This window comes from Agromyces sp. NPDC004153, assembly GCF_053603635.1.
The window spans coordinates 926,432-947,606 of sequence record NZ_JBSGFY010000001.1; the positions used below are offsets into that span (position 1 = coordinate 926,432).

The window sequence follows — 21,175 nt, forward strand, 5'->3', positions numbered from 1 at the left end:
CTGCGGCCGCGGCGTCCTGAGGGAACGCCGCGGCCGCAGCCGGCTCACACGATGGTCGCTACGGGGTGGTCACCGTCGTCGTGTTGAAGTTCTTGCCGCTCCCGTCGGGGCGGTAGTTCTTCTCGACGTTCCCGGCGGAGTCCACCGAGAACCACTTGACCGTCGTGCCGGCCGGCACGGTGAGCACCTCGGCGCCCTCGCGGATGCCGGCGGTGCCGTACAGCGTCGACTCGTAGGTGGGCTTCGAGCCGTCGAGCGTGTAGAACACCGCTGCGGACTCGGAGACCTCGAACGTGAGGTCGACCATGCCGGCCTCGGCGCCCGCCGCGACCTTGACGGTGCTCGTCGGACGCTGCGAGTCCGTGTCGAAGTCGTGCGCCACGCGCATGAGCTCGATGAGCCCGTTGGCGAACTCCTGCGACTCGGCGTGCGCCGACGCGCCCGTCGGGTCCTCGCTCTCGAAGGGCGGCTGGAACTGCGTACCGACCTCGAAGTTCCACGCGTAGATCCCGTACTTGTACCAGAGCATGTCACCGGAGTTGCCGGCCGCCGAGTACAGCACGTCCGAGATCGGGCCCGTGCGCGCCGGTGTCACCGACATGCCGCGGTACCGCTTGATCTCCGTGAGGATCCGCGCCGAGGCGCCCCAGAAGTACGACTCCTCCTCGAGCGTCGGGCGCGGCGAGGAGCCGCGGTCCGGCGTCGTGTAGGCGCCGGGCGACCACATGAAGTAGTTGCCCGAGCTGTGCAGGTTCATCGCGAACTTGATGTTCGGGTTCGCGCCCGCGATCCAGTCGATGTTCGCGCTCTCGGGCTCGCTCAGCTCCGCCGGGCCCGCGTACGTGCCGCTGGTGCACGACGAGGACGCGCCGCTGAAGCCGTCGAACAGGCTGTACGTGTCGTAGTTGCGGTTGTTGTCGACGCCCCAGCTCGTGCGGGCCAGGAAGTCGGCGCTCCCCGTGCGCTCGCAGTGGTTGGTCATGTTCTTGCGCTGCGACGCGAAGTCGTAGAACGAGTAGTGACCACCGTCGGGGTTGACCGACGGGACGATCCAGATGTCGAGGTTGTTCACCAGCTGCTTCGTCGACGCGTCCTGCGCGTAGTTGCGCAGCAGGCGCTCCGCGGACTCGATCGCCACGAGCGGCGGGACCCACTCGCGCGCGTGCTCCTGCGCGTAGGCCAGCACGCCGGGCTTCGAGCCGTCGCGCGTCTTGCCGATCCGGATCGCGTACACCGGCTGCGGATCGCGCGACACCGAGGCGGGTGCCGACAGTCCGTCGGTGAGCGCGGCCGAGCCTGCTGCGACCACACCCGTTCCCGCGTTGCCGCGGTAGGTGTAGGCGACGACGAGGGCGGATGCCGCAGGCGACGCGTTGATCGCCGCGACCACCTGGGCCGCGGTGCTCGTCACGGCGCCGGCGGCGTTCGTGGCCAGCGAGACCGCGATCGCCGATCCCGTGACGGAGACCGACAGCGACGCGTTCGCGGTGCCCGGCGAGGTCAGCGCGACGGTGACGTCGTTCCCGCCCTCGTGGCCCCACGCCGTCGAGTCGATCGCGACGCGGCTGGCGTTCGCGGTGCCGAGCACGGCCTGCGCGTGGCGCCGGTAGCCGTTCGTCTGGTTCGGCAGCTCGACGATCTCGGAGATCTCGGGGAACTCCGCCGCCAGCGCCTTGACCCGGTCGTAGAGCTCGGTCGGCGTGAGGTACGACGTGATGAAGTCGGTCTGGTAGTTCGGACCCCACGTCGTGTCGCCCTCGATGGGCAGCCAGTCGTTCACCTTGGCGGTGGCGACGTCGCCCGTCGGGCTCGTGATGCTGATCGTGTCCGGCCGGGTCGTGACCGTCGACGCACCGCGGTGGTACAGGTAGACGCCGGCGTCGACGAACCGGCTGATGTTCTGCGTGCCGCCCGAGCCGAGCTCGGTGCCGGGGCCGCTGTCGCGCTGGACCGTGAGCTGGGCGGCGTTGGTCTGGCCGTCGGCCCACTTCGCCTCGACCGAGAGGTAGCCGACGCCGAACTGCGTGTAGTAGTCGGCGCGGATGATCTTGACGTCCGCGGCGTCGGCGGCGGCCGCGGCGGCGAACTCCTCGTTCTCCGCGACGGCGGCGGCGATCGTCGCGTCGCGTTCGGCGAGCACGGCCTCGGTATCGTCCTCGTCGTGCAGGGTGCCGCCGACCGAGAAGCCGCGGGCGCGGAGTGCGTCGGCCTCGCCGTCGCTGATCACGGCGTGGGCCGTGATCGTGCCGTCGGCGTTCAGGTGTGCGGCGTGGTCGAGGTCGACGCCGGTGTCGACCAGCCGGTCGAGCTCGGTGTGGTCGGCCAGGTTCACCTCGACGACGCTGACCTCCTCGTCGGCGTCGCGCGTGAGCTCGGGCGGCGGCTCCGAGCCGGCGGCCGCGCCCAAGGGCGTCAGCGTGGTGAGCGTGAGGCCGAGCAGTGCGGCGACGACCGCCGACCCCCCGATCGCCCTCTTCCTTCTCAACGTGTACATCAGGCATTCCCTCCTCGTTGCGGTGGCGCTGTGGTGCCGTCGAGCCGGAGTCGTACCGAGGGGGTGATGCAGGGGAGGCGTCACTCCGACGGCACCGACACGCCTTCGGGTGGAGTCGGGCCGGTGCTTGCGGATCTGTCTAGCGGATGGCGCCTTCGAGCGTCAATAGTCCGGAATTGACGCGTGTGAATTGCGCAGTGTGCAATCTTGCGTCGGTTGATCGGCAGAAGCCGCGCACGGTCCCCCGAAAGGCGGACAGCGAAACGGAGACGCGCCTCCGCCCTGCAAGCGCTGCCGGGACGCGTGCGTCACGCCGGTTTCACGGCCCGACCGGGCATCCTGGGCGCATGCCGATCGCCGCATGCATGCGACGCAACGCTCGCCTGCAACCGCTTTCCAGTCGGAATCGGCGCGCAAGAATTCGCCGCCTCGGGCCGAAGGCGGATCAGGGCGTCAGCGGGTCAGTACTCCTCAGGCCAGTGGTCGCCGTCGGGCTCGAACCCGTCCGAGGGGGTGGGCGCGGGCGCGACGCGATGGGTGAGGCGGTTGAGCCGGCGACGGATGTCGGCGATGTTGAAGGCGTTGTCGGGGGGCTCGACGGTGATGTTGGTCGTCTCCGCCGCGATGATGATGCCGGCGTCCAGCACCATCTTCACGTCGACCTCGTTCCCGTCGTTGCCGATCGCACGCAGCGTCACCTGGTCGGCCCGGCCATGGTCCGCGAGCGCGGTCGCGTAGTCGAGCAACGCGAGGGCGGCATCGTCGCCGAGCAGCAGCGACTTGTCCGCGAAGGTCACGTGCATCATGGGACCAATCTACGAACGTCGTCCCCGATGCCGTCAGGGGGTTGACCACGCGACGATCGCGTCGGTGGCTGCTGGCAGACTCGTCGCATGGCCACGAGCATCGGCACCCCCTGCGGTTCGCCCGAACGACCTGCGGTGTTCTTCACCGGGCCCGAGGAGTTCCGCGCCTGGCTCGAGGCCAACCACGCGACCGAGAGCGAGCTGTGGATGGGCCTCAACAAGCGCCATGTGCCAGACCGCGGCCTCACCTGGGAGCAGGCCGTGCCCGAGGCCCTCTGCTTCGGGTGGATCGACTCGGTCTCGCAGCGCATCGACGACGACGCGCGGCGCCAGCGGTGGACCCCGCGCAAGGCGGGCAGCAACTGGTCGGCCGTGAACATCGCGCTCGTCGAGCGACTCACGAACGAGGGACGCATGCATCCCGCCGGCGTCGCGGCGTTCGCGCGTCGGCGTGAAGACCGGTCGGGCGTCTACTCCTTCGAGAACCCGGCCCAAGACCTGCCGCCGACCTTCGCCGAGCAACTGGCGGCGGATGCCGCGGCCACGGCGTTCTGGGAAGCCGCGACCCCGACCTACCGCCGCCTCGTCGTGCACTGGATCCTCACCGCGAAGCAGGAGTCCACCCGCGAGCGCCGGCTTGCCCAGCTGATCGACGACAGCGCCGCCGGCCGGCTCGTGCCGCCGCAGCGCTACGGCGAGGTGCCCAAGTGGGTGGAGCGAGCGGCCGAGGCGGCCCGCGCCGCGGCATCCGAGGCCTGAACTCGCTCGACGAACGTCGATGACCCACGCGCGTCATGCGAATCGAGCCGACGGCGTCGCCGTACGAGGATGGCATGGTGCCCGCCTTCACCCCGCTCGAGTGGCTGCTGCTCGCGGTCGCCGCCCTCGCGGTCGGCGCGTCGAAGAGCGGCATGCCCGCGTTCGGCCCGATCCCGGCGGCGTTGTTCGCGACCGTCCTGCCGGCGAAGGCGTCGACGGGCGCGGTCCTCGGCCTGCTCCTCGTGGGCGACCTCATCGCCGTCCGGATGTACCACGCCCATGCCGACTGGACGATCCTCCGCCGGCTCATCCCCTCGGTCGTCGCCGGCGTGCTGCTCGGCGTGGCCGTGCTCTGGTTCGCGGATGACGCGGCGGTGCGCCGGATCATTGGCGCGATTCTCATCCTCCTCGTGATGCTGCGCGTGACGTTCCTGCTCCGGGAGCGCCGCAGCGCGGCCGAGCCGCGACCCGTTCCGAGCGGGCTCGCCTACGTGTTCGGACCGCTCGGCGGGTTCACGACGATGATCGCCAACGCCGCCGGGCCGGTGATGACCCTCTACTTCGTGGCATCCCGCCTCCCGGTGCAGGCGATCCTCGGCACCGCAGCCTGGTTCTTCCTGCTCGTGAACGCCTTCAAGGTGCCGTTCTCGGTCGGGCTCGGCCTCATGACCTGGCAGTCGCTCCTGCTCGACCTCGTGCTCGTTCCCGCGCTGATCCTCGGCGCGCTCGGCGGGCGCGCCGTCGCGCGCCGGATCTCACCGCTGTGGTTCGAGCGGATCGTCCTGGTGCTCACCTTGTCGTCGGGCATCTTCCTGCTCGTGCGCGCGTAGGGCGCTGTGGGCGCGCGGGCCGCGCCGTGCCCGCAGACAGGTTCGACATCGCGGCGCATCCGTCGCCGCGGATTCGCCGTCATGTCCATGCCCGGCGAGAGTCGGCTGGCGTAATGTCACCTCGCTCGACAATGGCGACGACAGGATCCACGATGACCACCACTTCCGTACGGACGGCCAACCCCACCAAGCTCCGGCGCTCCCTCGGCCTCTGGGCCATCGTGGCCCTCGGACTCGGGTACATGACGCCCATGACGGTGTTCGACACGTTCGGCTACGTCTCGGAGGAGAGCGGCGGGGTCGTGCCGCTCGCGTACCTCTTCGCGCTCGTCGTGATGCTCTTCACGGCGCTCAGCTACGGGCGGATGACGCGCGTCTACCCGTCCGCCGGGTCGGCGTACACCTACGCGTCCGAGACGATCCACCCGAACGTCGGCTTCCTCGTCGGATGGACCGCGCTCCTCGACTACCTGCTGCTGCCGCTCGTGAACGCGCTGCTCGTGCGCCAGTACTTCGAGTCGTTCTTCCCCGACGTGCCCGGATGGATCTGGGTCGTGGGCTACGTCGCACTCATCACGCTGCTCAACCTGTGGAGCATCTCGTCGACCTCGCGCGTGAACGCGACCCTCCTCGTCTTCCAGGTCGTGCTCATCGCCGTCTTCGTCGTGCTCGCCTGGGGCGCGCTGGCCCAGGGCGCCGGCAACGGGACGCCGTTCAGCATCGAGCCGCTGTACCACGCCAACGTTCAGATCGCGACGGTCGTCAGCGCCGCCACGATCGTGTGCTTCTCGTTCATCGGCTTCGACGCCATCACGATGTACACCGAGGAGGCGAAGGACGCGCACACGGTGCCGAAGGCGATCGTGCTCGCGCTGCTGATCGGCGGCGCCATCTTCTTCACGGCCGCGTGGTTCGCGCAGTCGCTCTTCCCGGTCACCGAGGGCTTCACCGAGGGCACCGCGCTGCCCGAGATCGCGTTCTCCGTCGGCGGCATGCTGTTCCAGATCTTCTTCGTCTCGGCCGCGATCGCCGCGGCCGCCGCGTCGAGCCTCGCCTCGCACGCGAGCGTGTCGCGCATGATCTACGTCATGGGCCGCAATGGCTCGGGCCCGATCGCGCGACGCCTGTCGTACGTGCACCCGCGTTTCCGCACCCCGGCGGTCGCCGTCGTCCTCGTCGGCGTTGTGTCGCTCGGCGCTGCCGTGGCCGACCTCGACTTCGTGTTCTCGCTGATCAACTTCGGTGCGCTCATCGCGTTCACGGTCGTGAACCTCGCGGTCATCCTGCACTTCGCGGTCCGTCGCCGCGAGGTGAAGACCCTCTGGCAGGTCGTGCGCAACGTCGTGCTGCCGACGATCGGCGTGGTGCTCACGGTCGTGCTCTGGCTCAACGTGAGCAGCGAGGCGATGACCTACGGCCTGATCTGGCTTGCGATCGGCTTCGTCGCGCTGCTCGTGATGACCCGACTGTTCCGCCGCCGCCTGCGCCTCTCGCTGCAGGAGGACGAGGTCATCGCCGAGGGCGACGAGGGCGAGGACGCGCTGCTCGACGCCGATCGGCAGCGCCTCGACGCCGAGAAGTGATCAGTGGGGGTACGAGACCCCCCATTATGTCGATCCCGGCACCTCCCCGTTCGACGCGTCAGTGAGCGTACGTTTCCGAGAGAGGAGCTCATCATGGGTACGGTCATCTTCGACATCAGCATGTCGCTCGACGGCTTCATCGCGGCGAGCGGCATGACGCCCGACGTCGGCATGGGCGTCGACGGCGAACGGCTGCACGACTGGGCGTTCGCCGGCGACGAGCGCGACCGCGAACTGCTCGAGCAGGCCGGCGCACGCCTGGGCGCCGTCATCGCGGGGCGTCGCACCTACGACAACTCGATCAAGTGGTGGCGAGCCGACGGCCCGACGGGTCCGGCACGGATCCCCCTGTTCGTCGTGAGCCACGACACACCCGACGACGTTCCCGAGAACGGCGTCTACACGTTCGTCGGCGACATCCGTTCGGCGCTCGACGCCGCCCGCGCCACCGCCGGCGACCAGGACGTCGGCATCATGGGCGGCGCCGACCTCGCCCGGCAGTACCTGGCCGAGGGGCTCGTCGACGAGATCTCGATCCACCTCGTGCCGGTGCTCTTCGGCAGCGGCACGCCCCTCTTCGGCGATTCGTGGATCGATCGGCACGTGAAGCTCGAGGGGCCCGTCGTGGTCGACACGGATGCCGCGACGCACCTGCGCTACCGCGTCGTGAAGTAGCCGCGGGACGGCGCGCCCGACGGCCGGCGGCTGACCGCCACCAGGTCGGAGTCGACCTGCTCAGCGCTTGGGCGTCCACCCGAACGGCGTCGGACCGTCGAGGTCGGCGCGCTCGAGGTCGGCCTGCGCGGACCACCCCTGCGCGGCATCCGTCGCGTCGAAGCCGCCGCGCGCGACACGGAACCCGACGTCCTCGTGATGCATGCGCGGCGCTCCCCCGCGACGGGTCGACGCCCGAACGCTCCACGCGTCGTCGGCGAACCCGCCGCCGCGGAAGACGCGATAGTCGTCGTACCGCGCGGGGTCGAGCAGGTCCCAGCACCACTCCCACACGTTGCCGAGGGTGTCGAAGAGCCCGTTGAGATTCGGATGCTTCCCGCCGATGTCCTGCGGTGTCGTCACGCCGTCGGCGCTCGTCCAGGCGATCTCGGCGAGCGGTCCGTAGTGCGGACCCGTCGACCCGGCCCGGCACGCGAACTCCCACTCCGCCTCGGTCGGCAGGCGGTAGCCGTCGGCGTCGAGATGCCAGGTCACGTCCTCGCCGTCGAACGTGTATGCCGAATCGAGCCCCTCCCACTCGGATGCCGCGTTGCAGAACCGGATGGCACGCAGCCAGCTCACGTCGGTGGCGGGCCGGCGCGGATGCGACGCGGTCTCGCCGAGCAGCTCGCCGAGCTGCTCCTGCGTCACCGGGTAGACGCCGATCTCGAACGGCTCGAGCTCGACGCTCCAGCGCACCGTGCGACGCGCGTCGTGGAGCCCCACGGTGCCGCCCGCGATTCTGGCGAGCTCGATGTCGTCCACCGGTGCAGTCTCGCACGGCGCTCTCGTCGTCGTCGCCGATGCTATGGTGCCGCCATGTGGGCCCGCCTGTACTACGCCGCGCAGGCCCTCGCCGGCACCGTGTGGTGGATCGCCGTATTCGCCGTTCCCGTCGTGCGCGAGGCAACCCTGGGAGTCCTCGACCCGGTGATCGTCGCGGCACTCGACATCCCGCTGTTCGTGGTGGCGTCGGCAGCGGCCGCGCTCGGGCTGCGAGTCGCCGCCGTGGTGACCACCGGATGGACGATCATCGTCACCGGAGCCATGGCGGTGTACGCCACCCTGACGACGGAGGCCGTCTGGGGAGCACTCCTGATGGTGGCGGCGGCCGCCGGCTCGTCGGCGGCATTGTCGCTGATGCTGCTGGGACGGATTCCCACCGAATGGGTCGTCGCCCGCGGCCCGTTCGCCTTCCGACCAGCCTCCGCCGGCGCCGGCGTGACCAGGCATGTACTCGCCACGGCGGTGCAGACCCTGGTCTTCTGGGGCGTCTTCCTCGCGGCGATCCCGTTCGCCCTGAACTTCGTCGAGGCGCGCTGGGGCCTGGCGATCCCGTTCCCTCCCGTCGTGGCACCCGTCGGCTTCGTGCTGTTCCTGTTCGCGAGCGGCCTCGGCCTCTGGTCGGCCGCCACGATGTCGGCGATCGGCCGCGGCACTCCGCTGCCCGCGGCGATGCCCAACCGACTCGTCATCGCGGGTCCCTACCGGTTCGTCCGCAATCCGATGGCGATCGCGGGGATCGCGCAGGGAGTCGCGGTCGGGCTGATGCTCTCGTCGTGGCTGGTGGTCGCGTACGCCATCGCCGGATCGCTGGTGTGGAACTTCGCCGTCCGACCGCACGAGGAGGCCGACCTCGAGGCTCGATTCGGCGATGCGTTCCGGCGGTACCGCAGCTCCGTGCGGTGCTGGTGGCCGCGATTCGGTGTCGCCGTCGAGGCATCCGCTGGGCCGACGATCAGAGCAGCGACGCAGCCCGCCTCAGGTTCGGATCGGGATCGATCGCCCATCGCTCGATGATCCGCAGTGCTCTCGTCGCCTCCGCGCCCTCGAGCCGGTCGAGCAGCGGGCGCACGACGTCGGTGGCGATCGGGTCCACGAGCTCGCGGGCGCGGGCGTCGCGCAGGAACTGCTCGAGTCGCGTGAGGTCGCTGCCCCGCAGCATCCGGACGTTCCCCTGGAGCAGGACGATCGCGGCGAGCCTGCGCTCGTAGACCGGCTCGGCCCAGAGCTCCGCGGCGAGCGCGGTGACCTCGTCGTGCGTCATGTCCGGATGCCGCCGCCCCGCGTCACGCACCGTGCCGCGGACCGCCCCCACCGACGCGCCGTAGTGACGCAGCCCGCCGCCGATCCGCTCCGCGTCGGTCTCGGCCCGGAACTCGGAGCCCTCTGCCTGGAGCGTGCGGTCGATGAACTCGGCGGCGGGAGAGGCCACGAGTCAGTCGAACTCGGCGTGGGTGTCGCGCGGATACGCGCCGCCGGCGAGCTTCACGAGCCGGGCGTGGGCGTACTCGCAGACGAGCGCGTGCCGGTAGACCATCCGCGGCACGTCGACGTTCGAGTCCATCCAGAGGCTCATGCCCGCGAGCTTCCAGTGCCGGAACGTGTCGTCGTCGGTCACGAGGGCGAGGATCTCGAGGAACGAGTCGTCGAACCGGATCGAGTGCACGGCTCGGCGGTACTCCTCGACCGTGAGCGCCATCGAGAACGGGATGTTCATGAAGCAGAGGGCGGTCTGGATGTCGAGGCGGAGGTAGCGTCGGCGCCACCGTTCGGCGTCGAGCGGCGGGATGTCGAGCTGCGTGAAGTCGAGCGTCTCGGGTCGGGTCAGCGGCACCGCGTCGAGGGCGATGAGCACGTCGTACACGTTGACGTCGTGCTCGACGACGGCCTGGTCGCCGAGCCCCGAGAGCGCCTCGGGTCGCAGCGTGACGGGCTCCATCGCGACGGGCGTGTTGCGGATGATGAAGTTGACGAGGTTGGTCTCCACGACGAAATGCCGGATGAGCAGCTCGACGGCGTCGGGCGAGACGAAGCGCCGCAGGAACCACACGCACAGCACGTCCATGGTGTGCAGCGGCATCCACCGGAACGGCAGCACGCGCTTGACGATCGAGATGAGCGCGACCAGGATGCGCGAGAACACGCGGGCGATCGGGTAGAGCCAGCGCCGCGAGAGGCGGCGCTGGTCGTCGATGATGAGGCGCACCAGCGCGCGGTCCAGCGGCACGGAGGGGTCGGCGTACACCGCCTCCCACATGCTCGGGTCGGAGCGGACGAACTCCGCCATGTCAGCGGTCCAGTTCCTCGAGCTGCAGCGCGTAGAGCCGGGCGACCACCTGCGCGCACCGCACGATCTCGTCGGCGGCCGCGTCGTCGATGATGCCCGACGTCAGGATCGCCTCGAGGTCGCCGGTGTGCGCGCCGTCCGCCTCCTGGTGGTACTGCATGAAGTGCACCTGGTTGTCGGCGAGCCCGAGCACCTCCTGGAATCGAGCGGCCCACCCCGCGGCGCGCTTCGCACCGAGCCCCTCGATGATGAACATCGCGCCGAGGAGCCCGACCGGGTTGGGCTGGTCGGCGTAGTGGAACATGTAGCCTGAGAGCGCCTCGGAGCCGAGGTTCTTGCGGCCGCTGCGCAGTTCGTCGAGCGAGCCGCCGATGGCGACGTAGTCGCGCTCGAGCATGAGGTAGTCGCGGTGCTCCTCCTCGGCATGCTTGATCGCCGCTGCCCGCAGCGTGAAGTGCTCGATGTCGAAGTTGGATGCCGCGCGCGAGATCCACGGCGACCCGTCGACGACCTGCTGGCGGAGGTTGAAGAGCAGTCGCTCGTAGTCGCGGATGGTCACGGTGCCGTCGGCGAGCCGCTGCAGGATGGGCACGCGGTCGAGGCGCTCCTCGAGCTCGATCCACACCCCGGCGAGTCGCTCGGCGAGCGTGCCGGCGCCGGTGCCTGTACCGGCGCCGGTGCCGTCGGCAAGCGGCGCGGCGGAGCCGGTGGTCGTGGCGTCGGCGGTCGTGGTGGTCGTCGTGTCAGTCATGTCGATGCTCCTTGCTGATCGGGTGGGGCGACCACGGTGAGGTGGGCGAAGGCGAACGAGAACCGTCCCGACTCGGGCACGGCCAGCAGCACCGTCTCGCCGGGCGCGAATCGGCCCGAACGCCACGCCTCCTCGAGGGCGATGAAGATGCTCGCCGACCCGGTGTTGCCGCGCGTCTCGAGGTTCGAGTACCAGCGGTCGGTGTCGAGCGTCGGGATGCGGCGGCGCAGCCCGTCGAACGCGAGGTCGCGGAAGACGTTGGTGCTGTAGTGGCAGATCACGTGGTCGAGGTGCGAGACGTCGACCAGCCCGATGTCGACGAGCTCCTCGAACTGCTTCAGTCCCGCGTCGGCGAGCTCGTCGAGCATGCTCACGTCCTGCCGGATCACGAACATGCCGGATGCCGCGGCGTCGGCGAGGTCGACGTCCTGCCACGTGCCCCCGACGACGGGCTCGGGCCCGTCCATGCCGGCGCGCATGCACACGTCGTGCTCGTGGGCGAGCGAGACGTGGCGCACCCAGTCGAGCCGCAGCGACGGCCGGGTCGGATGCGGCTGGAACTCGAGGACCACGGCCCCGGCGCCGTCGGAGAGCATCCAGCGCAGGAAGTGCGAGTCCATGCCGGCGCGGATGCCGTCGAAGCGGCGCTGCCGCAAGCTTCGGCTCGCCAGCTCCGAGCCGACGACCGCGGCCCGCGGATGGTCGCCGAGCCGGATCTTGCTCGCCGCGGCATCCAGTGCGGCGAGGCTCGACGCGCACACGCCCGACGCGGTCAGCAGTTGCATCGGCCCGCCGCCGAGGCGCGCGTGCACCATCGACGCGAACCCCGGCACGAGCACGTCGCCCATGGTCGTCGCGCACGCCAGCATCCGCAGGTCGGATGCCGCGATCCCCCGGTCGTCGAGTGCGGCGCGGAGCGCCTTGACGGCGAGCTCCTCGTTGAGCTCGGTCGGCTCGCCCTGCTCGTCGAGAGCGTAGTGCCGCTGCCGGATGCCGTTCGCCTCGAGCACGCGGCGGCGGATGCGCTCGGTGACCGCGTCGTCGCCGCCGAGCCGCGCCGCGATGCCGTCGTTGTCGACCGGATCCCCGGGCAGGTACCGGCCGAAGCCCGTGAGGTATGCGGTCGCCGTCGTGCCCATGGTGACGACCATAGGCCACACGCCCACCTTCGTCTGACACCTGTGCAGGGCGCATCAGTCGGCGTACGCCGGGGTGTCGGCGGGCTCCGCTACGGCGTCCACCACGGCCGCAGCGGCAGGTCGCCGGTGCCGCCGTGCTCGTCGGCGCTCACCGCGAGCACCTGGTGCAGCTGGATGCCGCCGCGCTCGAACTGGAGCCGGGACCCGGCCATGTAGAGCCCCCACACCTTCGCCTTCTCGAGGCCGACCTCCTCGACGGCCTCGTCCCAGTGGTCGACGAGGTTGGCGCACCAGTCCCGAAGGGTCAGCGCGTAGTGCGGACGGAGGTTCTCCTCGTGCAGCACCTCCAGCCCGGCATCCTGCGCCTCGGTGATGATGCGCCCAGAGCCGGTGAGCTCGCCGTCGGGGAAGACGTAGCGATCGATGAACCCGTGCGTGGAGGGCTCCGTCTTGTTCTCGGGCCGGGTGATGCAGTGGTTGAGCAGCAGCCCGCCCGGCCGCAGCCGCGACCGCAGGAAGCGGAAGTACGGCTTGTAGTTCCGCACGCCGATGTGCTCGAGCAGGCCGATCGACGACACCGCGTCGAAGCCGGTCTCCCGGATGTCGCGGTAGTCGCCGTAGCGCACCTCGGCCAGGTCGGCGAGACCCTCCTCGTCGATCGCTCGCTGCGCCCAGGTCGCCTGCTCCTGCGAGAGGGTCACGCCGAGCGCGCGGACGCCACGACGGGCCGCGTAGCGCACCATGCCGCCCCAGCCGCATCCGACGTCGAGCAGTCGGTCGCCCGGCTCGAGCCGCAGCTTCTCGAACACGAGGCGGTACTTGTTCTCCTGCGCCTCGTCGAGGGATGCCTCGGGCCGCGGGTAGCACGCGCAGGTGTACGTCATCGACGATCCGAGCACCCACTCGTAGAAGGTGTTCGACACGTCGTAGTGATAGTGGATCACTTCGGCGTCCCGGGCCTTGCTGTGCCGCCGTCCGGTGCCCAGGCGACGCCAACGCGGCGGCACCTCCTGCGGGGGCGGTGCGATCGGGCGCAGGTGCTCGACGCCGATGGACCGCACGATCCTGGCCATGGTCTTCGGCGGCGGCATCCGGAACACCAGCTCGTCGGCGAGCGCCGTGAGCAGCTCATACGGGTCGCCGGGGTGCACGCCGTGGATCTCGATGTCGCCGGCGATGTAGGCGCGGGCGAGGCCGAGGTCGCCGCGGGCGGTGGCGAGGTAGGTGGTGCCGCGCGGCGAGGTCAGCTCGAGCCCGAACGGGGCGTCCTCGGGTCCGGCCGAGCTGCCGTCGTAGGCGGTGAACCGCAGCGGCAGCCGGCCGCCGGCGAGCAGCTCGAGGATCTCGGCCAGCGTGAGCTTGCCATCGTCCGCCGGCGCTTCCGACACTGAGTCGATTCGCGACTCAGTGTCGGAGGCCGCCGTGGTGACGGATACCTCCGGCTCGGTCGTGCCGGGCGCCCGGTCCTTGAACGTCGTCATCGTCGTTGCACCGCCTTCGCGTAGAGGTCGAGGAGTCGCCCGTCGGGGTCGTAACGCCCCTTCACCGCGCGGTAGGCGTCGCCGCCGTACCGCGCGTCGAACTCCTCGCGGGAGTAGTAGGCCTCTGAGTAGAGCGACTTGTGGCCGTCGAGCTCATCGACCACCCGCTCGATGCGCCGGTTCGTCTCGCCCTCAGTCGTCCCGATCGGCACCGTCGACCAGAAGCCGACGTTGACGTACGTCTCGCGCGGTCGCAGCGGGTAGAGCGTCCAACCGTCGTCGTCGCGAATGCGCACCGGGCAGAGCCAGATCGGCTCGATCGGCACGTTCGACAGGAACCAGTCGAGGAACTCGACGGTCCGCCCGATCGGCACCTCGATGTCCTGGATCACCCATTCCCGCGGCGGGCGGCGCTTGAGCCGCTCGAGCGCGTCGGCGATGCCGTACCGCCGCGCGATCCGCATCAGCTTCCAGTACGAGCTGCTGCGGCGGTACCGACGGGGCCAGAGCCGGCGAACGAGCGCATGCTGCGCGCCGAACCCCTCCGAGCACCAGAACCAATCGGTGTCCCACCGCCACAGGTAGTCGTGGATCGTCAGGCGGTCGTGGATCGCCCCGTCGTGGTGCTGGATGGAGCGGTAGAAGATCCGCTGCCGGGTGTAGTCGCTCACCGGGCCGGATGCCGCGGTCTGCGTGCCGAGGCAGAGGTAGCTCTCGGCGGCGCTGAACACGACGCCGTCGAGGTAGTCGACCCGGACGCCGTCGTGCAGGCCGGTCTCCACGATCCGGTCCATCGCGGCGACGAGGTCGGCGAGCGCGTGGAACCGCAGGTGCGTGAGCGCCACGAACGGCTGCACGGGTTCGAGCTCGATGCGCAGCCGCACCGCGTAGCCGAGCGTGCCGTAGGAGTTGGGGAACGCGCGGAACAGGTCGGCATGCTCGACGGGCGACGCCGTGACGAGCTCACCGGCCCCGGTCAGGATGTCGACCTCGAGCACGGACTCGTGCGGCATGCCGTTGCGGAACGAAGCTGACTCGATGCCGAGGCCCGTGGCCGCGCCCCCGAGCGTGATCGTCTTCAGCTGCGGCACGACGAGGGGCGTGAGCCCGTGCGGGAGCGTCGCGGCGACGAGCTCCTCGTAGGTGCACATGCCGGCGACGTCGGCCGTGCGTGCCTCGGGGTCGACTGCGATGACGTGCGTCAGTCCCGAGGTGTCGAGCCCCGCGGCATCCGCCCGGACCCGCGGCCGGAACAGGTTCGACGTGGGCTTCGCGAGCCGAACCGCGGATGCCTCGGGCATCGCCCGATAGCTTGCGAGGAGCCGCTCCACGCCGTCGGCGTGGGCGGAGCGTGCGTCGGTCTCGCGAACGGACACGCCCCCACGGTAGTCCGGTGGCAGCCGAGCGGCCACCGGTCGCCGGCGTTCTCCGCGGGAGCAGGGAGGACACCCCGCGGTTGCGGGCTGGCCGACCGGCGTCCCCGCTTGGGAGAGTTGAACATGCTCAGCCCGCCGAGATCGCCGTCGCCGGAGGAACTCCTCGGATGCCTCGACGAGACGCCGCGAACCGTCTCGACGGCGTCTGGGCCCCTCGAGTACGCCGAGCGTGGCGACGGCGATCCGATCCTCGCCATCCACGGCACGCTCGGCGGCTGGGATCAGGGCCTCGTCGCAGGGGAATTCCTACGGGTGAACGGGTTCAGGATCATCGCTCCGAGCAGGCCGGGCTACTTGGGTACTCCGCTGGCGACCGGACGGACCTTCGCGCAGCAGGGTGACGCCCTCGCGGCGCTGCTCGACGCGCTCGGCATCGACCGCATTCCGGTGGTCGCCGCCTCGGGCGGCGGTCCGGCGGGCTACGAACTCGCCGCGAGGCATCCCGACCGCGTGAGCAGGCTCGTCCAGATCGATGGCGTCTGCATCCCCGGCCCCATTCCCCGGGGCTCGTCGAGCATCGCCGCACAGGACGGCCTCGCCAAAGCCCAACTCTGGCTCCTGCGGCATGCGACGAAGCCGACCCTCGCGGCCCTGTTCCGCGCGGTCGGCAGCGACTCCCGGGCGGTGGCGTCCGAGCGTGCCGCGAAGCTCGCGGCCATCCCGGGCAGCACCGCGACGCTCGAAGCGACGCTGCGCGCCTCGCTCGGCGCGTCGCGTCGACGCGCCGGGATGACGAACGACTTCACCGTGTTCACCCCAGCTCCGCTGGAACGCATCGCGTGTCCGACGCTGATCGTCCATGCGCGCGGAGACAAGGCGGTGCCGCCGGCCAATGCCGAGTACGCCCACGCGCACATCGCCGACTCCGAGCTCTACTGGATGGACGGCTCGCACGCCGCGTTCGCGCTCGAAGCCGCCGACACGGCGCCGGCCTATGTCGTCGAGTGGCTGCGCCGAACCGGCTGATCTGCACGTTCGGAACCCGCGCGGGCTTGGACCCGGACTCAGTTGGTCATGAACAGCACCGTGATGAGCAGCGCGATGATGAACGTGCTGAACGCGAACGCGATGAAGGTCTGACCGGAGACGACCTTGCGCGCGCGAGTCGTGAGGATCGAGACATCCGACGAGGAGAAGGTCGTCGCGATCTGCGCCGACAGGTAGAAGTAGTCGGCGAACACCGGGCCGGCGTCGGGCTTGCCAGGGAACTCGAGGCTTTCGGCGGAGGCGTCGAGCCGGGCGTAGTGCACCGCATAGGCGTAGACGGTGACGAGCCACGCAGAGACGACCACGCCGAAGCTGAGCCCGTTCGCGAGTGGACTGTCCAGCAGGCCCGGGGCGATGAGCACGAGCGCCACGGCCGCGGCGGCGAGGATCGACCATTGCGCGTTCACGGTCGGGCCGATCCGGTCGCTCTCCTCGCCCGAGTCGACCGAGCGGCGAACGCGGTCACGATCACCGCATCGATCGTGAGCGGGACCGGCGGGAACTCGGGTCAGATCCCGGGTGCCGTCCAGTCCAGCAGGAGCGCGAGGAACTCGTGCGGGCGCTCCATCGACGGCAGGTGCGCGACATCCGGCCAGTCGATGCGCTGCGCCGCCGGAATGCCGGCGACGACGCGAGCCGCCGCGTCGTGGCTGGTGTCGAGGTCGTGGCCGCCGACGACCACGAGCGTCCGGGCCCCGATCTCGGACAGCCGCTCGAGCGCCGGAGGCTCGAACGCTGCCTCCGGAACGTCCGCACGCCACGAGGCCGCCACGTCGAAGGCGCGGCGCTGCATCATCCGCACCGCGTCGACCACGCCCGGATCGACCTCGGCGGGGTCTCGCCGGGGCCCGATCACCCACGTCTCCACGTTGGCCTCGACCGCGGCGTCGAGATCGTCGCGAGCAAGCGCGGCGCGCTCCGCGTCGAAGAAGCGTGCCAGGTCTGCCGTCAGCTCTGCGAGCAGGCTGCCGCCGGGCGGGCACAGGAGCAGCGACTCGACGAGCTCGGGCCTGATCGACGCGACCTCGACGGCGACACCGGCCCCGAAGGAGGCGCCGACCAGGTGGCACCGGCCGATGCCGAGGTGGTCCAGGGTGTCGAGCACGTCGTCGACGTGCGACAACTCGCCGGCTGGCTCCGACGCGGACTCCCCGAATCCCCGCAGGTCCAGTCGCACCGCCGGACGAGTCGCACTCAGCTCGAGCCACTGCGGGTCCCACATCCGCCGGTCGGCGATGCCGGCGTGCACCAGGACGACGGCTGGGCCGGATCCCGTCGATCGGTCGTAGGCGATTCCGGAGGGGGTGAACCCGGTGACCTGCACGTTGCTCCTCGGGTAGGAACGGAGGGTCCGACGGACCGACGTTCGGCGATGAGTCAGTCTACGGGCGCCGGGGGTCGGACCCCTCGCGGGTCGCGACGGTCCACCGACGGCGTTGATGGGAGCATCGACGGATGAGCCACGTCATCGTCACCGCCGTCTTCACGCCCTCGCCGGGTCAGAGCGACGCCCTCGTCGCCGCACTCGCGGAAGGCATCCCCGCCGTGCACGCCGAGCCCGGCTGCGAGCTGTATGCCATCCACGATGCCGACGACGGCACCATCGTCATGATCGAACGCTGGACCTCGCGTGCCGACCTCGATGCCCACGCCGCGGGCACCGCCGTCGCACGGCTGGGCGAACTCACCGCGCCGCATCTCGCCGCGCCGGTGAAGGTCGTCACCATGACGGCGTTGCCGGTGGGCGACACCGGTCGCGGCGTGCTCTGACCCCCGCGTCGCGGCGCGTCCGCTCAGGGTGCGCGGAGGGCCTCGAAGGGCGCGATCGGAACGACACCCTCGATGCGGCGCGCCAGGTCGGCGTCGAGGGTGATGAACGCGTCAGCCTGCAGCTGCGCGACGGCCACGTATTCGGCCGTCATCGTGTCATCCCACCCGAGCTCCTCGGCGATCTTCCACGCGACGGCGCGTGAGACGCGATCGCCGAGGAGCCGCACTCGCATGGACGAGAGCCGGTCGAGTCGCGTGCGAGCGGAATCGCGCCCCAGCTCGCCTCGGCGGACCGCACGATAGAGCTGCGACAGCACCTGCGAGCGGAGCAGGTTCGGTGCGACCAGTTGATGACCCTCGGCGACCGGAAGGTCCTCCTCGATGAGCCGCAACGCCGTGAGGACATCGATCCCGAATCGTGTCATGACCCAGCGCCCCCTCGCAGTCCCGTGTGCGGACCACGCTACGGCCGAACGCCGTGGAGTGCATCCGGCGTCCTCGGTGTCCGACGGTTCGATTCCGCGACGCGAGGCGACCTCACCGGGCCGCCTCCGCAAGCCGCATGGTCTCCCCCGCACGCGCCGCGAACGCCGTCGCGGTGGCCGCGATCGTGCGCTGCATCACCTCGACCGCGGCGGTGGGGGCGACGTCGGCCGGGCGGGCGAGGGTGATCGTGCGGGTGAGCGTCGGGTCCTCGAGCCGGACGGATCGCAGCCCGGGGCGATCGATGAGCACCATCGCGGGGACGATCGCGACCCCGAGCCCGCGCTCCACGAATCGCAGCACCGCGTCCATCTCGGCGCCCTCCAGCACGACCTCTGGGGTGAGGTCTGCCGTGCGAAATGCGGCATCCGTGGCGCTGCGCAGGTCGTAGGTCGCGCTGAAGACGATCTGCGGCAGCTCTGCCACCCGCGCCAGGCGGATCGTGTCGCCGGTGGTGACCGGCGGTGCAGCGGCGGATGACACGACCACGAGCTCCTCGACCAGCAGCGGGGTGACCGTGAAGCGCTCGGCCGAGGAGGCATCCGACGTCGTGATGAGCGCGAGGTCGAGCTCGCCGCTGCCGAGCTCGTCGAGCAGGCGGCGCGAGCCCTGCTCGGACAGGTGCAGCTCGATGCCCGGATGCTCCGCGTGGAACGCGCTGAGCACCTCGGCGACGAGGCTGATGCAGAGGGTCGGCGTCGCGCCGAGGCGGACCCGGCCGCGCTCGAGGCCGGCGAGCTCGGCGAGGTCGCGCCGCACCGACTCGGCGTCGGCGAGCATGCGGCGCGCGAGCGGCAGCAGCGCCTCGCCCGCGACCGTGAGCGTGCTGCCGCCGCGGGCCCGGTGGAACAGCTCGGCGCCGAGATCCTGCTCGAGCGCGGCGATCTGGCGGCTCAGCGAGGGCTGGGCGAGGTACAGCTCCTCGGCGGCTCGGGTGAAGTTGCCGAACTTCGCCACCTCGACGAAGCTGCGCAGTTGCTCGAGGTTCATATCGATAGCCTACGCGCATCATATGCACGCTGAATATGCATTGGAGTAATACCCGAGGGATGCTTATCGTGGAGCGCATGACCACCAGTACCACTCCAGAGCGGCAGCTCTCCACGACCGTGCTCGTGATCGGCACCGGCGGCTCGGGCCTGCGCGCCGCGATCGAGCTCGCCGAGGCGGGCGTCGACGTGCTCGCCCTCGGCAAGCGCCCGAAGTCCGACGCGCACACCTCGCTCGCCGCCGGCGGCATCAACGCCGCCCTCTCGACGATGGACCCCGACGACAGCTGGCAGCAGCACGCCGCCGACACGCTGAAGGAGAGCTACCTCCTCGCGAACCCCCACACGGTCGAGATCGTGACGAAGAACGCCGCGCGCGGCATCCAGGACCTCGAGCGCTACGGCATGCCGTTCGCCCGCGAAGACGACGGGCGCATCTCGCAGCGCTTCTTCGGCGCACACACCTACCGCCGCACCGCGTTCGCGGGCGACTACACCGGGCTCGAGATCCAGCGCACGCTCGTCAACCGGGCGGCGCAGCTGAACGTCCCGATCCTCGACACGGTCTACGTCACGCGCATCCTCGTCAACGACGATGGCGCGGTCTTCGGCGCCTACGGCTTCGACCTCGAGGACGGCACCCGCTACCTCATCCACGCCGACGCGGTCATCCTCGCGGCCGGCGGTCACAACCGCATCTGGCGACGCACCTCGTCGCGCCGCGACGAGAACACGGGCGACTCGTGGCGGCTCGCCGTCGAGGCGGGCGGCCGCGTGCGCGACCCCGAGCTCGTGCAGTTCCACCCGTCGGGCATCATCGAGCCCGAGAGCGCGGCCGGCACCCTCATCTCCGAGGCGGCACGGGGCGAGGGCGGCATCCTCACCAACGGCCTCGGCGAGCGCTTCATGGCCAAGTACGACCCCGAGCGCATGGAGCTGTCGACGCGCGACCGCGTCGCCCTCGCCGCCTACACCGAGATCAAGGAGGGGCGCGGAACCCCTGATGGCGGTGTCTGGCTGGATGTCTCGCATCTCCCCCGCGAGACGATCATGCAGCGCCTCCCCCGCGTCTACCAGACGATGCTCGAGCTGCAGATGCTTGACATCACGAAGGAGCCGATCGAGATCGCGCCCACCGCGCACTACTCGATGGGCGGCGTGTGGGTGCGCCCCGACGACCACGGCACGGATGTCCCGGGCCTCTACGCCATCGGCGAGGCATCCTCGGGCCTGCACGGCGCCAACCGGCTGGGCGGCAACTCGCTCATCGAACTGCTCGTGTTCGGCCGCATCGTGGGACGGGCCGCGGCGGCGTACTCGGCCTCGTTGCCGGCGCAGCAGCGCTCGGCGGCCGCGGTCGACGCGGCGCGCTCCGAGATCGCCGGGCTCCTGGCATCGGATGGCACGGAGAACGTGCGCGCCCTGCAGCGCGCGATCCGCGACACCATGACCGAGCACGCCGGTGTCGTGCGTGACGAGGCCGGCCTTCGCGCCGGGCTCGCCGAACTCGACGCGATCGAGGCCCGCATCGCCGACATCGGCGTGCACCCCGACATCGCCGGCTACCAGGACCTGGCTCACGCCTTCGACCTGAAGTCGGCCGCGCTCGCGGCACGAGCGACGCTCGAGGCCGCCCTCGAACGACGCGAGACCCGCGGATGCCACAACCGGAGCGACTACCCGACGCTCGACGAGTCGCTGCAGGTGAACCTGGTGTGGTCGCCGTCGACGGGCGTGACCCACGAGGAGATCCCGGCCATCCCCGAGGAGATCGCGGCGCTCATGCGTGACGTCTCGACCGCCGGCAAGCTCGTCGAGTAGCCGGGTCGCAGGTCCTGCCCGCGCGCTCTTCCCCCTGAGCGCGCGGGCAGGCGCGAACCGTG

General features: G+C 70.6%; 21 protein-coding genes. 8 read left to right on the forward strand and 13 right to left on the reverse strand.

The window, feature by feature from the left end; all coding sequences use genetic code 11:
* Nucleotides 1-58 precede the first annotated feature (58 nt).
* Nucleotides 59-2,485 carry a M14 family metallopeptidase gene (locus ACWEOH_RS04385; RefSeq protein WP_452028586.1) on the reverse strand — a complete coding sequence of 809 codons (2,427 nt, stop codon included), beginning with the start codon at nucleotides 2,483-2,485 and terminating at the stop codon, nucleotides 59-61.
* A gap of 470 nt (nucleotides 2,486-2,955) precedes the next feature.
* A complete protein-coding gene (locus ACWEOH_RS04390) occupies nucleotides 2,956-3,300 on the reverse strand; it encodes a hypothetical protein (RefSeq protein ID WP_452028588.1) in 345 nt (114 codons plus the stop codon).
* Nucleotides 3,301-3,387: 87 nt separating this feature from the next.
* Between ACWEOH_RS04390 and ACWEOH_RS04395 the strand changes: the two genes are divergently transcribed.
* The 4 genes from ACWEOH_RS04395 to ACWEOH_RS04410 all read left to right on the forward strand — a co-directional run bounded on the left by ACWEOH_RS04395 (nucleotide 3,388) and on the right by ACWEOH_RS04410 (nucleotide 7,147).
* The gene (locus ACWEOH_RS04395; RefSeq protein WP_452028590.1) at nucleotides 3,388-4,059 is read left to right on the forward strand and encodes a YdeI/OmpD-associated family protein; all 672 of its coding nucleotides are present in this window, start codon (nucleotides 3,388-3,390) and stop codon (nucleotides 4,057-4,059) included.
* Nucleotides 4,060-4,133: 74 nt separating this feature from the next.
* The gene (locus ACWEOH_RS04400) at nucleotides 4,134-4,889 is read left to right on the forward strand and encodes a sulfite exporter TauE/SafE family protein (protein WP_452028593.1); all 756 of its coding nucleotides are present in this window, start codon (nucleotides 4,134-4,136) and stop codon (nucleotides 4,887-4,889) included.
* Nucleotides 4,890-5,041: 152 nt separating this feature from the next.
* Complete coding sequence (locus ACWEOH_RS04405; RefSeq protein ID WP_452028595.1) at nucleotides 5,042-6,472, forward strand: APC family permease; 1,431 nt, start codon at nucleotides 5,042-5,044, stop codon at nucleotides 6,470-6,472.
* A 93-nt stretch (nucleotides 6,473-6,565) separates the two neighbouring features.
* Nucleotides 6,566-7,147, forward strand: coding sequence for a dihydrofolate reductase family protein (locus ACWEOH_RS04410; RefSeq protein ID WP_452028597.1), 582 nt, complete (start codon nucleotides 6,566-6,568; stop codon nucleotides 7,145-7,147).
* A gap of 60 nt (nucleotides 7,148-7,207) precedes the next feature.
* Here ACWEOH_RS04410 and ACWEOH_RS04415 read toward each other — a convergent pair whose 3' ends face one another.
* Entirely contained in the window at nucleotides 7,208-7,951 is a 744-nt protein-coding gene (locus ACWEOH_RS04415) for a formylglycine-generating enzyme family protein (RefSeq protein WP_452028599.1), read from the reverse strand.
* A 54-nt stretch (nucleotides 7,952-8,005) separates the two neighbouring features.
* On the opposite strand from ACWEOH_RS04415, the gene ACWEOH_RS04420 reads away from it, so the two are divergent.
* Nucleotides 8,006-8,986: a methyltransferase family protein gene (locus tag ACWEOH_RS04420; protein WP_452028601.1), complete on the forward strand. Its 981-nt coding sequence runs from the start codon at nucleotides 8,006-8,008 to the stop codon at nucleotides 8,984-8,986.
* On the opposite strand, the gene ACWEOH_RS04425 is transcribed toward ACWEOH_RS04420, so the two are convergent.
* From ACWEOH_RS04425 to ACWEOH_RS04450, 6 genes are all read right to left on the reverse strand, one after another.
* Nucleotides 8,925-9,401, reverse strand: a complete 477-nt coding sequence (locus tag ACWEOH_RS04425; RefSeq protein ID WP_452028602.1) for a DNA alkylation repair protein — start codon at nucleotides 9,399-9,401, stop codon at nucleotides 8,925-8,927. The genes ACWEOH_RS04420 and ACWEOH_RS04425 overlap by 62 nt on opposite strands.
* A gap of 3 nt (nucleotides 9,402-9,404) precedes the next feature.
* Nucleotides 9,405-10,256: a DUF6999 family protein gene (locus ACWEOH_RS04430; protein ID WP_452028604.1), complete on the reverse strand. Its 852-nt coding sequence runs from the start codon at nucleotides 10,254-10,256 to the stop codon at nucleotides 9,405-9,407.
* 1 nt (nucleotide 10,257) lies between these two features.
* On the reverse strand, nucleotides 10,258-11,007 hold the full coding sequence (locus tag ACWEOH_RS04435; protein WP_452028605.1) for an iron-containing redox enzyme family protein: 750 nt from the start codon (nucleotides 11,005-11,007) through the stop codon (nucleotides 10,258-10,260).
* Complete coding sequence (locus ACWEOH_RS04440; RefSeq protein ID WP_452028607.1) at nucleotides 11,004-12,146, reverse strand: 3-oxoacyl-[acyl-carrier-protein] synthase III C-terminal domain-containing protein; 1,143 nt, start codon at nucleotides 12,144-12,146, stop codon at nucleotides 11,004-11,006. Before ACWEOH_RS04440 ends, ACWEOH_RS04435 begins: the two co-directional genes overlap by 4 nt.
* A gap of 89 nt (nucleotides 12,147-12,235) precedes the next feature.
* Entirely contained in the window at nucleotides 12,236-13,534 is a 1,299-nt protein-coding gene (locus ACWEOH_RS04445; RefSeq protein ID WP_452028609.1) for a class I SAM-dependent methyltransferase, read from the reverse strand.
* 89 nt (nucleotides 13,535-13,623) lie between these two features.
* Nucleotides 13,624-15,003, reverse strand: coding sequence for an FAD-binding oxidoreductase (locus ACWEOH_RS04450; RefSeq protein ID WP_452028610.1), 1,380 nt, complete (start codon nucleotides 15,001-15,003; stop codon nucleotides 13,624-13,626).
* A gap of 123 nt (nucleotides 15,004-15,126) precedes the next feature.
* Here ACWEOH_RS04450 and ACWEOH_RS04455 point away from each other — a divergent pair, with 123 nt between their 5' ends.
* Nucleotides 15,127-16,029 (forward strand): alpha/beta fold hydrolase, encoded by a 903-nt coding sequence (locus ACWEOH_RS04455; protein ID WP_452028611.1) that lies wholly within the window; start codon nucleotides 15,127-15,129, stop codon nucleotides 16,027-16,029.
* A 38-nt stretch (nucleotides 16,030-16,067) separates the two neighbouring features.
* Here ACWEOH_RS04455 and ACWEOH_RS04460 read toward each other — a convergent pair whose 3' ends face one another.
* Nucleotides 16,068-16,646, reverse strand: coding sequence for a DUF1345 domain-containing protein (locus tag ACWEOH_RS04460; RefSeq protein WP_452031846.1), 579 nt, complete (start codon nucleotides 16,644-16,646; stop codon nucleotides 16,068-16,070).
* Complete coding sequence (locus tag ACWEOH_RS04465; RefSeq protein ID WP_452028613.1) at nucleotides 16,559-17,374, reverse strand: alpha/beta fold hydrolase; 816 nt, start codon at nucleotides 17,372-17,374, stop codon at nucleotides 16,559-16,561. Before ACWEOH_RS04465 ends, ACWEOH_RS04460 begins: the two co-directional genes overlap by 88 nt.
* Before the next feature lie 131 nt (nucleotides 17,375-17,505).
* On the opposite strand from ACWEOH_RS04465, the gene ACWEOH_RS04470 reads away from it, so the two are divergent.
* Nucleotides 17,506-17,820, forward strand: a complete 315-nt coding sequence (locus ACWEOH_RS04470; RefSeq protein ID WP_452028615.1) for a putative quinol monooxygenase — start codon at nucleotides 17,506-17,508, stop codon at nucleotides 17,818-17,820.
* A 23-nt stretch (nucleotides 17,821-17,843) separates the two neighbouring features.
* On the opposite strand, the gene ACWEOH_RS04475 is transcribed toward ACWEOH_RS04470, so the two are convergent.
* Both ACWEOH_RS04475 and ACWEOH_RS04480 read right to left on the reverse strand, forming a co-directional pair.
* On the reverse strand, nucleotides 17,844-18,245 hold the full coding sequence (locus ACWEOH_RS04475; protein ID WP_452028617.1) for a type II toxin-antitoxin system VapC family toxin: 402 nt from the start codon (nucleotides 18,243-18,245) through the stop codon (nucleotides 17,844-17,846).
* Nucleotides 18,246-18,357: 112 nt separating this feature from the next.
* On the reverse strand, nucleotides 18,358-19,293 hold the full coding sequence (locus tag ACWEOH_RS04480; protein WP_452028618.1) for a LysR family transcriptional regulator: 936 nt from the start codon (nucleotides 19,291-19,293) through the stop codon (nucleotides 18,358-18,360).
* 77 nt (nucleotides 19,294-19,370) lie between these two features.
* Here ACWEOH_RS04480 and ACWEOH_RS04485 point away from each other — a divergent pair, with 77 nt between their 5' ends.
* Nucleotides 19,371-21,113: an L-aspartate oxidase gene (locus ACWEOH_RS04485; RefSeq protein WP_452028619.1), complete on the forward strand. Its 1,743-nt coding sequence runs from the start codon at nucleotides 19,371-19,373 to the stop codon at nucleotides 21,111-21,113.
* Nucleotides 21,114-21,175: the final 62 nt, after the last annotated feature.